This window comes from Paenibacillus sp. sgz302115 (genome assembly GCF_056120445.1).
On record NZ_JBVYOK010000012.1, the window covers coordinates 146,351 to 160,103 of the forward strand.

12 protein-coding genes are annotated in these 13,753 nt (G+C 46.5%); 4 read left to right on the plus strand and 8 right to left on the minus strand.

The features are described 5' to 3' along the window. Positions 1 to 154 precede the first annotated feature (154 nt). Positions 155 to 730, plus strand: a complete 576-nt coding sequence (locus tag AC0LWN_RS21285) for an RNA polymerase sigma factor (RefSeq protein ID WP_474668810.1) — start codon at positions 155 to 157, stop codon at positions 728 to 730. Then, a complete protein-coding gene (locus AC0LWN_RS21290; protein WP_474668812.1) occupies positions 702 to 1,832 on the plus strand; it encodes a DUF4179 domain-containing protein in 1,131 nt (376 codons plus the stop codon). Before AC0LWN_RS21285 ends, AC0LWN_RS21290 begins: the two co-directional genes overlap by 29 nt. Positions 1,833 to 1,884: 52 nt before the next feature. Here the strand turns inward: AC0LWN_RS21290 and AC0LWN_RS21295 are convergent, their stop codons facing one another. From AC0LWN_RS21295 to AC0LWN_RS21315, 5 genes are all read right to left on the minus strand, one after another. After that, a complete protein-coding gene (locus AC0LWN_RS21295; protein WP_474668814.1) occupies positions 1,885 to 2,250 on the minus strand; it encodes a BLB8/JUQZ-1 family protein in 366 nt (121 codons plus the stop codon). Between the two features lie 422 nt (positions 2,251 to 2,672). Continuing rightward, positions 2,673 to 3,962 carry a helix-turn-helix domain-containing protein gene (locus AC0LWN_RS21300; protein ID WP_474668816.1) on the minus strand — a complete coding sequence of 430 codons (1,290 nt, stop codon included), beginning with the start codon at positions 3,960 to 3,962 and terminating at the stop codon, positions 2,673 to 2,675. 54 nt (positions 3,963 to 4,016) lie between these two features. Next, the gene (locus tag AC0LWN_RS21305; RefSeq protein ID WP_474668818.1) at positions 4,017 to 4,196 is read right to left on the minus strand and encodes an aspartyl-phosphate phosphatase Spo0E family protein; all 180 of its coding nucleotides are present in this window, start codon (positions 4,194 to 4,196) and stop codon (positions 4,017 to 4,019) included. 395 nt (positions 4,197 to 4,591) lie between these two features. After that, positions 4,592 to 5,986 (minus strand): helix-turn-helix domain-containing protein, encoded by a 1,395-nt coding sequence (locus tag AC0LWN_RS21310; protein WP_474668820.1) that lies wholly within the window; start codon positions 5,984 to 5,986, stop codon positions 4,592 to 4,594. A gap of 175 nt (positions 5,987 to 6,161) precedes the next feature. After that, positions 6,162 to 6,776, minus strand: a complete 615-nt coding sequence (locus tag AC0LWN_RS21315) for a LysE/ArgO family amino acid transporter (RefSeq protein WP_474668822.1) — start codon at positions 6,774 to 6,776, stop codon at positions 6,162 to 6,164. Between the two features lie 162 nt (positions 6,777 to 6,938). Between AC0LWN_RS21315 and AC0LWN_RS21320 the strand changes: the two genes are divergently transcribed. Both AC0LWN_RS21320 and AC0LWN_RS21325 read left to right on the plus strand, forming a co-directional pair. After that, positions 6,939 to 8,465 carry an aminotransferase-like domain-containing protein gene (locus AC0LWN_RS21320; RefSeq protein ID WP_474668824.1) on the plus strand — a complete coding sequence of 509 codons (1,527 nt, stop codon included), beginning with the start codon at positions 6,939 to 6,941 and terminating at the stop codon, positions 8,463 to 8,465. Beyond that, positions 8,462 to 8,689 (plus strand): hypothetical protein, encoded by a 228-nt coding sequence (locus tag AC0LWN_RS21325; RefSeq protein ID WP_474668826.1) that lies wholly within the window; start codon positions 8,462 to 8,464, stop codon positions 8,687 to 8,689. Before AC0LWN_RS21320 ends, AC0LWN_RS21325 begins: the two co-directional genes overlap by 4 nt. A gap of 238 nt (positions 8,690 to 8,927) precedes the next feature. On the opposite strand, the gene AC0LWN_RS21330 is transcribed toward AC0LWN_RS21325, so the two are convergent. The 3 genes from AC0LWN_RS21330 to AC0LWN_RS21340 form a co-directional block, all read right to left on the minus strand. Further along, positions 8,928 to 9,131, minus strand: coding sequence for a hypothetical protein (locus tag AC0LWN_RS21330; protein ID WP_474668828.1), 204 nt, complete (start codon positions 9,129 to 9,131; stop codon positions 8,928 to 8,930). Between the two features lie 70 nt (positions 9,132 to 9,201). Further along, entirely contained in the window at positions 9,202 to 9,510 is a 309-nt protein-coding gene (locus AC0LWN_RS21335) for a hypothetical protein (RefSeq protein ID WP_474668830.1), read from the minus strand. 441 nt (positions 9,511 to 9,951) lie between these two features. Beyond that, complete coding sequence (locus AC0LWN_RS21340) at positions 9,952 to 13,656, minus strand: immunoglobulin-like domain-containing protein (protein WP_474668832.1); 3,705 nt, start codon at positions 13,654 to 13,656, stop codon at positions 9,952 to 9,954. Positions 13,657 to 13,753: the final 97 nt, after the last annotated feature.

Here is a 13,753-nt window from a genome sequence, read left to right on the forward strand (position 1 = left end):
AAGAATGTCAAAAAAAGATACCCTGATTAACAAGATTGTTGTTGAAATATTTAGGTTTGGTTCTCACATAATTTATTGCTTCGAAAAAAAATTAATCCTTGTTGTCACAAAACATCAGCAATTTCAGTTATATAGGTTGAGAGGAGGGAACTTAATGGACGGGACAAATTTCTCAAAAAAAGAGGATGAAACCAAACTTATAGAAGCTATTGAACAAATCAAATCAGGAAATACCCAAGCTTATAGCTTTATAATCTGTCACTTTCAAAAACAAATATTTTTATACTGCTTTTATTTACTTAAAGATAAACAAGAGGCAGAAGACGCTACTCAAGACATCTTTATCAAAGGATTGCAAAGTATAAACGGATTTTCCCAGTTCGTTTCGTTTTCAGCGTGGCTTTATAAGATTGCTCATAATTATTGTACGGATTTTTTGAAAAAGAAAAGTAAGAACTATGCATCGCTTTTACTGTACAAAAGCAACATAGAGCAGAAAGCGGCACCAGGATACTCCGAGTTAATCAATGAACTATTGGATGTCCTCAGTCTGGAAGAAAAACAAATTTTACTATTAAGATCCCTTGAGGATTACAGTTATGACGAAATAGCCTCTATTATGGGTTTAACTACTGTAACTGTTAGAAAAAAGTATGAACGGCTACGTAAAAAACTCATTCAAAAAAAGGAGCTGGGTACATATGAAAACTCAATTTATACCGGAAGATAAAGAAATCGAATGGTTAAAAAAACAAATCCGAGAAACCCCTATTACTATTGACTTAGTTGAGCAGACAATGAGTAAATTTGGAAAAACACCAATAGTAATAGAATCTAAAAGCTTTAGAAAACAACGGCATCATAAATCAATGTTAACCGTTATTTCTGCAGCGGTAGTATTTACTCTTATTCTGGGTACAGGGTTTATTTCTCCAACTTTAGCAGCATCGTTAAGACAACTTCCGGGTATGGAAACATTATTTCGTTTCGCAGGAGACCTAGGACTAAGAACAGCCGATGAGAGAGGCATGGTAGTTACTCCAAATTTAGGAGATACGCATCAGGGGCTGACATTGAATGTCCCCGTAGCTAGTTTTGATGGAACTCGCGTTTCAATTGGTATTGAGCGTAAAACATCTGATAATAAGTTTTTAGAAAATAATGTCCAGGGAATGATTGAAAATATACGCCTGTTTATTGATGGAAAAACCATTAATTCTTATGCGCCAACAGGTACAACTAATACAATTGACCCTTATACGTTTAAAGGTAATAATGATAATTCTGCGATTATTGAGTTTTCAGATTTACGTAACCAAGGTGGAAAGTCTTTCCCGGATAAATTTGAATTAACTATGGAAATGACTGTAATGGGCATTAAAGATCCATTTGAAATCAAGATTCCTATTCAAAAGAGTACGTCCGATAATCTGGTTGTTACACCTTCTATTGTCCGAACCTATAAGAATTTTGACTTGAATCTAGATAAAGTTGAACTCACACCGATTACAACAAGCATTACAACGAGCATACAATTGTCTGGAACAACACCTGAGAATACCCCACTACCAACCTTAGGGTACGATATTTATGACGACAAAGGGAATAAACTCAACTTCATTACAAGTAGTGGTTGGAATCCAACAGATGGGACTGAATTGATAACCGACGCTCGATTCGAACCTTTCAATGCTGTCCCCAAATCAATAATTATCAAACCTTATAAATATATATATATAGACAAAGAGGAAACCAAGTTTAAGTTAGATCCGTATGGATACCCACAGATAGAATACATTCCTGATCTTGAAATCACCATCGATATAAAATAAAAAAAAGTGAAGAAAGTGGAATAACTCACTTTCTTCACTTTTATAAAAGTTATTATCTTACAACAGTAAATGTATATACACCGAGTATAGCACCGTTAGATTTGAATGCTTGAACTTGTGCTGTTCCAATACCTATCATGGTAGCTTTGTTTCCAGAAAGACTAACAACATTTGATCCATACAAAATCATCCAGTTTGCACCTTCCATGTAATACACACTTCCAAGACCAAGTTTTTCATCTTTATCCTGGGTAGAATAAATTGGGGATTCTCCTTTAGCTGGGGTGAAAGTAACTGTTACTCTTACAGAATCTGATTTTGTAGCTGCAGTTGCATCATTAATTGGCGCGGCAGAGGCGACAGCACCTGAAGAGAGGAGCATAGCAGAAACGGATAAAGACAATAATACCTTTTTCATATTAATTTCTCCTTTAATGATTTTTTTAGTACATTTAGTACCTGTAGTTATTATATATTTTATTGCCAATTTTCTCATATATAGTATTTTTGCGATATTTTTAACATAAAACGGGAATTAAAAACCAAAAAAATAAAAGGTTCCTTTGCGGCTCTGATACCAGTGGTCACTTAGGGCGCCCCGCTCTTCTAGCCTTTTTAGCAGAACAATTAGTAAAGAAACAAACTAAGTATGCACTGTGTAGTGAGGAGATAAAGACGACGGATACTATCTTCACTTTCATCATATATAAGGGGGTATTCCATAAGCCAGAAATGGCTACTTGGAACACCCCCTTCGTTTTCCTGGATAACTTCTACGATTATCCAATCTTTGAACATCAGTATTTCCTTTCATTAACTTTTTGAGTTAGTAGCACTGCTCTATATATTTATCTCAAAATCCACCGATATCGTGCCTTTGATAACATTACGTTCGTTGTCGATTTTGGCCGAAAGCTCCACGCCGCGCATTGAGATTTCATTCCCTCTGTACTGCCTGCGGGTCAGATAATAGGTCGCCAGTTCGCTCCGGAAGCGGGCGTGAGTATCATCGTTGATCTGCTTATTACGTTTACCGTATCTTCGGTACGGAATGTACGCGGAAAAGCGCTGAAGGATGTGGTCCACATCCCATTGATAGCGATTGGCCGTCTCCACAATTCTGAACAAAGCCGAAAAGATCTCATTCTCCCTTGTCGAAACAAAATTCACATACTCATCCAGTACATCCTGCTGTCCATCCATTAAGCGAAGCAAATACGTATTCGCCATTCCCCACTCCTGGAACTGGGCTATGATTTGGTCAACTTCCTCCCCTTCTTCCTGTATCCAGCTACCATCAGTATAGAGTGGCACAAACTCCAGCGCAGTCTTGTAGTCTCCAAGCTCCTCGTATGTACATGAACGCATAAGTTGTGCATATAGAATGTAAGAATATAAAGGTCTTTCTAATATTTGCTCCTTGCTGCACTTATGTTCTGAACGGCTGCGAAAAGAATATTGAATAGTTGCAAGCCGGTGCATTTCCTGTGCCAGTTCATCTGCCTTTTGCCAATGATGCAATGAATAGTATATATTCAGTAATTGCCTAAACGCATCCAACTGATGAGCCTCATCCAGTCGAGTAACATAACTCTCAAATAATGTAGCTGCTATCAGATTCTTTTGCGGATCATCACCCAAGGACATTTCGAATAGACGGTATTGGCAGAGTGCCAGCCGTTCGGAGTACTGATACTTCTCGCTGGCTCCAACATTTTCATATAAAATCGCTGCCGCCTGCTGCTTACCCTGCTGAAATAATTCTTCCGCCAGATCAAAAAGCAGAGGTCCATACATAAGATTATCCAGCAGACTCTGAACCAAACGTTCGATGCAATCCAGACGTCCAAGCTCCGCAGAACGCAAAATAAACGGCCGAAGCCGCCGCCAGGTTGGTGCAGAATCATACAGACACTCATCCACATACTTACTGTAAAAATAGTCTTCCGCAAGCCCCATGCACCGGGTGATCCGCTCCAAATGGCTCATCGCCATAGCCTGCTGACCTTTCATGATCCTGCTAAGTGTCCCGGAATGAATGCCGCTGACTACAGCAAATTTATTAATAGTCATCTTCTGATCCGATAAATAAGCCCATATCTCATCGCGTATTGTAGCTGTGTGCTCCAAGGGAAATACCACCTTTTTCAGCTCTTAAATCGTATTTATTTTTATACATTCAATTCAGGCCATTGGCCGTCTCTGTTTCATATGATTATTGCTGTAACTGTTCAGCAGCTTGTCCAGCTCTACTGATTGCCGAAGCACCTCAGGGTGGCTGAAACCACCATACTGCATATGCATCCGATAAAGCTTGCGCCTTGCCCGCTCAATACGAATTCTAATGAATACAGTATTACTCACGACGGTTTTCGCCTCCTTATGCAATATTTTAGTTATTTATGTAAAATTGCAGGTGGTCAATATGGTTGCAGTGCCTTATTTATTTACCGTGATAAAGGATTTAGAAGGGTTATATATAAAAAGACGTCCCCGAGGAGCAGGACGCCATAGTGAATTTTTTTATAAAAGGAATTTAATAGTCAAAGGGAAACTACCTAGCTTATCGGATCTTGAGGAATATAAATATGTAATCAAGCTTAATCAAACGGCCTTAGATTATCTTATATCCATTATTTAGAATTCCAAATATTTAAACTCCACCAGCGCCATGTCCCATGGTTTGGACTAACGTGTGAATATTACCTTCAGGTATAGATACAACAGTTCCATCGGATAAAATGATTAAAACAGCTACGCTACACGTGGCAAGCAAGATTAGTATTTTTTTTATCATATAAATCTCGAACCTCTCTTATCAGAAGTTTGTATTGCTCCTTCTCTGAATCTTCTGCGAAATGGCGGTACTGCTCGAATAAATCTACACAATTGAGCACAATACCCTCGTTATTGATTCTGGTGGAATATTCTAAACTCTGTAATATGAAGTGAATACCCTCTTTTCGTTCATTTTGTAAGTAATAGGTCGCTAATTCAGTAAGAAACCTAGCATATTGATCTTCCATAATTTGTCGGTTATATTCACCAAACTCTGTATAACGAATTGAATAAGTCATACATTCAGAAAAACGTTCCAGAATGTGATCGACATTCCAATTATAACGATTCGCCGATTTAATAATGTTACAAACAGCCATAAATATCTCGCTTGTCCGAGTAGAAATAAATTCAACATAATCAGCTAGAACTTCCGATTCCCCCGCCATCAAGCGATACAAATATGTATTGGCCCTTCCCCATTCCTGGAATTGGGTTATGGTTCGCCTTACTTCCTCATTGTCTTCCTGTATCCAACTGCCATCCGAATAAACAGGGACAAGATTCAACGCAGAATTATAGTCTCCACACTCCTCGAATACATTTGAACGCATAAGATGAGCGTATAAAATATAAAGATATAACGGTTTTTCAGGTGTTTTTTCGTTATATTTCTCCTGTCCAGAACAGCAATAAAGATCATATCGAATCGTAGCAAGCCGGAGTAACTCCTGAGCCAATTCGTCCACCTTCTGCCACTGGTGCAGTGAATAATATACATTCATTAAGTGCTTCAATCCATCCAACTGATCCGCCTCATCCAATCGGGGAATATAAGGTTCGAACAAGGTCGCTGCACGCAGGTTCTCGCTCTGGTCGTCGCCAAGGGCGATTCGGAATAGGCGGTATTGGCACACGGCCAAACGTTCGGAATACTGATACTTCTCGCTGGCGCTCACATTCTGATATAGCAGCGCTGCTGCCTGCCATTGCCCTTGCTCGAACAGCCCTTCGGCCACATCGAATAGCGTAGGCACATTGCTCAGATTATCGAGCAGGATCTGGACCATACGTTCAATACAATCCATTCGGCCAAGCGCCGCACAACTCAGCAGAAAGGGCCGCAATCGCCGCCAAGTTGGTGCCGAATGATAGAAGCATTCATCGACATACAGACTGTAAAAGTGGTCCTCCTCCTTTCCCATTCCTTTTGTAATCAACTCCAGATGACTCATTGCTATCGGCTGATGGCCGTTGACAATCCGGCTGAGTGTTCCGGAATTAATGCCCGATTGTTCTGCAAAATGATTAATGGACATACTCCGTTCTGACAAATACTGCGCTAACTGATCTCGAATCGTGGCTGTAGACTCCAAGGAAACACCACCTTCCGAATTCCAAAAAATAGGTTTTTGTCTTTATATCTGTAATCCTATGTGATAATATTCCATCGGTCAATATACTAGATTTGTATAAAAAGTGAACTCGGCAAAATATTTTAAATTTTAGGCAACACGGTTGCCATTTCCTTATGAAACAAGGACAAACACGTCAAAATGCCCTCCACAACTGTACTCCCATGTACACGGCAATGCCCCAGATCAGGAGCGCGGAAGTTGTATTCAGCACCTTAATTGCTCTGCCGGAGGAGTCCGCTTGACCTAGCAACCGGCCTGCCGCTGCCAGGCTGAGAAACCACACCCAGGAGACTCCCGCCGTAGCAGCAGCGAAAGCCCACCGTTCAGCACCTGTATATTGCAGGGAATTGGTTCCGATAACGCCGACCGTATCGAGCAGCGCATGAGGATTGAGCAGAGATACGGAGAGGGTATAGCCTACCTGTGCCTTTAGCGGCAGCCGTTTGGCGTCACCCATTGCAGTGGCGGAGGAATGCCATATTTTCCAGCCCATGATGCATAGAAAAATAATCCCGGCACCATACACAAGCGGCGTCACCCACTGCACCGAGAGTATGACCAGCGAGACACCGCCGACGGCGGCGGCAATCATCAGCGTATCGCATACAGCCGCCGTCAGCACAACAGGCAGCGCACTGCGGAACCTCGGCTGCAGCGCCCCTTGATTAAAAACAAATATATTCTGCACGCCAAGCGGCAAAATCAGCCCAAACGCCAGTATAATTCCATGCACTATTGCTTCCCACATTACTCTGTTCCTCCAGCCTTCTTGATATTGTTCTGATAGTACCCCGCTATAGCAGGTTAGTAACCAGCCAAAACCTTGGGTCACCACCCAACCAAATTAAGCAATGGAGGCTGCAAATGATATAATTCAGGTAACTTATATCTCAAAAAAGGGGCTGGCACTTTGACCGACTCACGCCAACGCCACACAGAAGTTTTCCATAGCCGGGAGTGGACACCGGACCCGGCAGCGGCGCTGCCGCTTCACCAGCAAATTACCGACTATTATATGGACAAAATCACCAGCGGGGCTTGGCCGCCCGGGGTGCGGCTCGCCCCGCAGCGCGAGCTGTGCCGCCAGCTCGGTGTGAACCGCAGTACAGTGGTGACCGCGCTGGGACAGCTAAAGGCGCTCGGTCTGATCGAGGGCAGACGAGGCGGCGGGACATGGGTTGTAGGGGTGCAGACAGTGGCTGAATCCGGCGCCGATCCATCGGCGCATCCCGTTCCTCTGGCACGCGCCGGGAGCTGGAATGCCTATGTTGAAGAGGGCGTCCATTACCCTAACCTGCCCACGGTGCAGGACATTAACAGGCTTGAGTATGAGCCGGGCCTGATCCGGCTGGGTACTGGAGAGCCTGCCCCGGAGCTGCTGCCCGGCGAAGCGATGACACGGGTGCTCTCTGAGCTGTCCCGGCAGACACTGCCGCCGCTCTCCTACGAGGAGCCGCTCGGCAGCCTCGGGCTGCGGAGAGCGGTAAGCCGCGAGCTGGCGAAGAACGGCATAGAAGCTGATCCGGCTTCGATTCTGATCACTTCAGGAGCACTGCAGGGTCTGCAGCTTATTGCGATGGGTCTTTTGCCGCGCGGCTCCACCATCCTGCTGGAGAAGCCGTCTTATCTCTATTCCATCCATGCATTCCAGTCGGCCGGAGTCAAATTCAGCGGACTGCCCCTGGATGAAGGCGGATTGTGCGTGGAGCGGATTGCCGGGGAAGCCCGCAGAACCAAGGCCGCTATGTTGTACAGCATCCCTGCCTTTCATAATCCAACGGGAATTCTGATGAATGCCGGGCGGCGGCAGGAGCTTATGGAGGTGACTGGCAGTCTTGGCCTGCCTATTCTGGAGGATGGGGCCTATCAGGAGCTGTGGCTTGATGCGCCGCCTCCCTTGCCGCTGAAGGCACTGGACCGTGAAGGCAGAGTGCTCCATCTGGGCACACTGTCCAAAGCGGCCAGTCCGGGCCTGCGCATCGGCTGGATCGTCGGCCCGGAGCCGGTAGTGCGGCGGCTAGCTGACATTAAGATGCAGACCGATTACGGCGCAAGCTCCCTCTCGCAGCTTGCGGCGGCGCGGTGGCTGGAAGGCGGCTATCACGAGGAGCATCTCCAGCTTCTGCGGGCCAAGCTGCGCCAGCGGCGTGATGCTGTGCTAGAGCTGCTACAGTGCCATTTTGCCGATCTCGCAGCGTGGAACATTCCGGCGGGAGGCTTCTATATCTGGCTCTCGCTGCACGAGCCAGTGCCGCTGCGGACCCTGTTCCGCAGAGCCCACAAGGCCGGGCTGCTGCTGAACACTGGCGATCTGTACGACCGCAGCGACAGCCGCCACCTGCGGCTCTCCTACGTCTACGCCTCCCCTGCCGAGTTGGAAACCGGCCTCCCTATATTGGCCGGACTGATCCGTAAACTGCAGCAGGCGGGTGTTTGAGCAGCCTAGATGAACAATCCACTGGGGGCGCTGCTTCAACAACGGCATTTCTGCTGTTGTTTCTGGACAAATCCGCTAGTGGCGCTTCAATAACGGCATTTTTGCCGTTACTACTGGACAAATTCACCAGTGGCACTTCAACAACGGCATTTTTGCCGTTATTCCTGGACAAATCCACCAGCTGTACTTCAACAACGGCATTTTTGCCGTTCTTTCAAGCCTGATGTGGACAAGATTGGTTTTCAGCACAATCGCCCATTGGCGACGGATGCTTTGTTAGATTTGAAGGTATAAAAATTATAGATAATCATTACTGGACGGGAATGGGTTGAATTATCTCTCCATAGTTCTTAGGCTGATAGATTGTGCGACTGTGACGCACCAAAAAACGGCCCTGCTGGACCGTTGCAAATTAATCCTTATAAAGTATGCATTCAAGAATAACTGATGTATTCAACCAGACTACCCAACGGCTACAATATCTGTCTGAGCATCGACCATATATAATTGATTATAATGTGTACTGGATCGAAGCAATTCCTCATGAGAACCCGGAGCAACTATTTCACCATAACCAATCACGATAGTTTTATCAAATTTAGCGATATTAGCGGGTCTATGGGCAATCACCAGAATAGTTGAATCCATCTTAAACAAATTATCCATAATACTATTTTCCGAAAGAATATCCAGCGAACTCACCGAGATTTTCTGTTTTCGAGTTAATTCACTTTACTCATGACTCATTCCTTTTTGTAAAATAAATCATTATTGTCAGTCCGGTCAGATATACGGAATACAAATTAGCCAGATAATCATTTTTATAAAAAATAGTAACAAATTCTATAACCACTCCTGCAATCACACTACCTGCAAAAAGATAATCAGACGCTGTCACTTTGGATTTATCAAAAACAAACAACAAATAACCTATTGAACCAAACAACAACCCTTTGGATTCACCATTTGTGAACAAATCCGCTAAAGATAACAGGAAAAACAAAGTCAATATTGTGGTAACAAATTTATGATTGGATTTAACCATGGCTCTCTAATCCTTCCCTTTGTGATGTATTCAGATAATCCTGAAAAGATTCGCAATTAATCATTCCTGAATGAACCCAATATTCTGTTTCAACGGTACCTTCACCTACATCCAATAACATCAACTCATTTTAACATTGTGTCTTTCACAAAAAATAACATTAATTATAATATTTAAGTTGTTAAAAATGTCATAATATCTCTGAATGGTCACGAGATCCAGAGACATATCGGTGCACAGGAGACAAACCTGTGGTTTGCTCGAAGCGGTGTACTCTTCCTTACAGGACAGTAACAGTTTGACGTTTTTGATGGTGCTTACTGAATCTGAGTAATTTTCTTCCGCCCAATTTTGTAAAAAAAACGCCGCCCCCCAAAACAAGGGGGGCGGCGCTATTTTGGTGCATTATTAACTGCTTCGCTTAAATCATCACTGCCACAATCAGATCGACAATGCTGCAAGCAGCTTATAGACTGCGGTCGCGGCTTCTGCACGGGTGGCTGTTTTGTCCGGGCGGAAGGTGTTGTCTTCGAAGCCGCCCAGAATACCGGCCTCGATCCCGGCCTTCACCGATGCCTGCGCCCATGCCGGGATAGATGATTGATCAGCAAGGACGGTGCTGCTGCCCGTAAGTGTGGCGGAGCCGGTGCTTAGGGCATTGGCAAGCATTACGGACATTTCGGCGCGGGTAATCTTCTCTGAGCCTCTGAATTCGGCTTGGCCTCCGGATTCATAGCCTTTGATAATCCCGGCTTTTACCGCTGCTGCCACATCGCCTGCTGCCCAAGACGGAATGCTACTCTGGTCAGCGAATACAGCCGTACTGCCAGATGCTTTCAGTCCCAGAGCTCTGGCGATAATGGAAGCGAACTGCGTTCTCGTAACCGATTCATTCGGGCGGAAGCTTTGATCTTCAAAGCCCTTCATGACGCCCATTCCGATCAGACGGTCCGTATAATCTGTTGCCCAGTGGTTGCTCAAATCTGTGAGCGCCAGAGGCTGGTAATTCATTACGGCATAGGTGGCAAAACGATTGGCATTTACAGTAATAGTCCCATCCGGTTTGGAAGTACCTCCCACATAGATCCAGCTTCCGCTCTCGGCATTGTAATAATATACGGCCGCTTTATGGCCTGATGTGACCTGCTCCTTATCATAGGAAAGAGACAATGCCACAGGCTTGTTGAGCTTGCTTGCGCTACTTGCTTCGAACGCTACAGCCGGACTCAAGGACTTCAGTTGGCCGGCAGCCGGTGCTTCACTTGTTGTCAGAGCTTTCAGTGTAAGGGTGGCATCGGCAGACAATGCTCCTGTCGGAATGGAGAAGCTCGCCACACCTTGAAGTGAGCCTGTTCCTCCCTGCTGTGCCGGTACCTCAACCTTCACCTCTGCAACGGGAGGCTTCACGGTGGTTGCAGGCGGAGTTGCAACCGGAGAGGTTGTCGTACCTCCGCCGCCTCCATTGCCACTTCCACTGCCATTACCGGTGTTGGAAGGTGGTGCTACCACTACCGTCCGAACCACTTCAAGGGCTGCATTACCGGCCAGATCGCTGCCATTGTATCGCAGTGTATAGGTTCCCGGAGTCAGAGTATCTACTGTTCCGGTTACTGTTACCGGTCCCGCGATACCCAGCTTGTCAGTAATCTCAGTACCTGGATCAACGAAGCTGGTTCCTTGGGCAAGGGTCAGGCTGCTGCCGCCCTTCAGGGAAATCACAGGTGCAGTCCGGTCAATATTTACCGCAAGCGGCAGCGATGCTGTATTTCCCAATGTATCCACCGCTTGCAGCTCCAGTTGGTGCTTGCCTTCGGCTGTAAGCTTGATAGGCTGATCTTTCTCATAGGACTGGCTTTCGCTGCCATCCAAACGAACTTTATAAGCTACGTCACTGCCTGGTACGTACACACTTGCGTAAACACTTACGGTAACACTTTGATTGGTCCATGCACCACTAAGATAGGTTTTTCCGTCACTTGTCTGCAGTGTACCGTGAAGCGCGAGCGGAGTCACGCTGGCATCACCGGCAAGATTAATCTTGAAGCTCTTAGTCTCCACAGCAGCTCCCCGGCGGATGGTAGCCGTCAACGTCAGCTCCGTATCCTTCTGTGGCTGGAAGGCAAGCTTCCCGGCACTTGTCATCAGGATCGGATTCGAGCTCTCCCACGTAATGCTGGTTCCCTGCTCCCCTGCCGCCGGCAGGTACAAATCACTCTTCACAGCGCTTGTGTCTCCGAGTGTCAGCTTCTCTTTTGCCAATAGAACCGCTTCGGCATCCGTATAATCCTTCGCCCGAATGGTAAGATCGAACGTCTTGACTTTGCTCTCTGCACCACGGGTAACCGTTGCCGTCAGCGATACGGAAGTATCTGGCTGGCCTGCTGCCGGACGGGTAACAACGCCCACTCCGTCTTCAATACGCAATGCATTTGCATTGCTGCTCCCCCACTTCACCAGCGCGCCATGCTCGCCGTCAGCAGGAAGCTTCAGATCGGCGGTCACCGCCGTTGTATTTCCCAGATCCAGTGCCGCTGCGGTATCATCCACCGCCTGCTTGTCACTGTATGGAGCAACATCTACAAAGATAGGATTGGAGTAGAACCACAGATCCGAATAGTTGCGGGTGTTGATCTCTGTGAACCGGGTGGCATTGTCCACGGTAAGATTTTTCACATCAAGCATAGGTTCGCCGTTGCTCGTCTCTCCCGGAACATTCAATCCGAGGTTAGTGCCTCTCAGCCGGAAGTAACGGTTCTTGTCCGCTGCCCCCAGCTTGTAAGTGATCACATTATAGCCTTCAGCGTCGGTAGTCCAGTCTGCACTTGTGAACCGGGCTACAACCTTTGTAGTATCATTGGTGGCTTTGTCGTATTCCGGTGTCCCCGGCTGGGCCTTGCCGCCAACTTCACCGGAAATCAGATCAACATGATCGACCTGAACCGGGTCGCCGTTATTGTTCTTCTCCGGGCTTTTGAAGCGGATTTTCAGCTCCAGGTTGTCGCCTTCCGTAATTTTCAGATCCCCACCCGTTTCCTCTTTCTTCCCGTCAGCGGACAGGCTGAAATCCAGGGCATTAATGAGATCGCCGAATACCGAGAAGGATTTACCCGAACGCATGCCGTCTACCACAGCTTGAATATCGGAGCCTTCCACCCAGGTATAGTTCTTGGAGTATTCTCCCGGCCAATAGCCGCTGGAGTACTTATTGTCACGGCTTGTCTTGAAATGAAAGTCGGAGTTGGCAAAATTCCAAAATCTGCGGCCTTCGCCAAGCAGCGCATCCCAGAAGCCCCCAACCTGGGCTACTTTAACGTCTGTTCCTCCGTAGACCTGAACGGTCTCCCCGCGGTCCGGGGACATCTGATTGCCCAGCATGCCCTCCATGCCGAACACGAGATTCGGATCAATATTGTTAAAATCACGCACATCGGCAATTTTGAGCTCCGAGCTGGAGCCATTTTTACGCGAAGGATGGTTAATCAGGACATAGCTGCCCGGATAATGATTGCTCAGCCACTGGATTCCGGTGCGGGTGTCCGTCTTGGTGGAGTAGGCTCTGCTGTCGGCTGCGCTCCACGCTGCCACATCGGCCGGATTGAACAAATTCACAGCACGGTTCGTGAACAAATATTCAAATTGATTAATGGCTTTCAGCGCTGCTGCTGAGCCAGGCTCATCCGTCACAATGCCGACTGCGGCATGATCGTACTGCGGCATGTCCCATTCGAAGCCGGAGAAAATAATCTTACCGGCATACTTGCCGTCTGCCTGAAGCTTCTTAATCACCGGCGTCTGGTAGGCTGCGATCCCTTGAGACATAGCAATCGAGCCGCCGGGAATTGCCGTCCCTTCATCATCACGGTCAGACACGCGCAGGTGATCCGCCAAAGCAAGCCAATCCAGGCCATTTTTCTCAAAAGCAGTATCCAGCACATCCTTGAGCGATTCCTGTGCATCGTTGGATTCATAGGTATGGGCATGGTATTCGCCTGTCATCCATTTCCCGGTACCGGCAGAAGCCGAAGGCCCAGGCTGAGTTACAGCTTCTGCTGAAGCGCCGTAGGCTGAGGGTAAAGACAGGTTCTGCCCCAGGAGCATCACAGCAAGGGATGAGGTCAGAAAGAAGCGGATGTTTCTCTTTTTCAAAGTGTGTTCCTCCATTTGTCCTTAATATTGCGTACAATCTGTATTAAGAATAGAGGGTGAATGTAAAGATATGTCGAATTTTGTTGCAGGTTTTTGT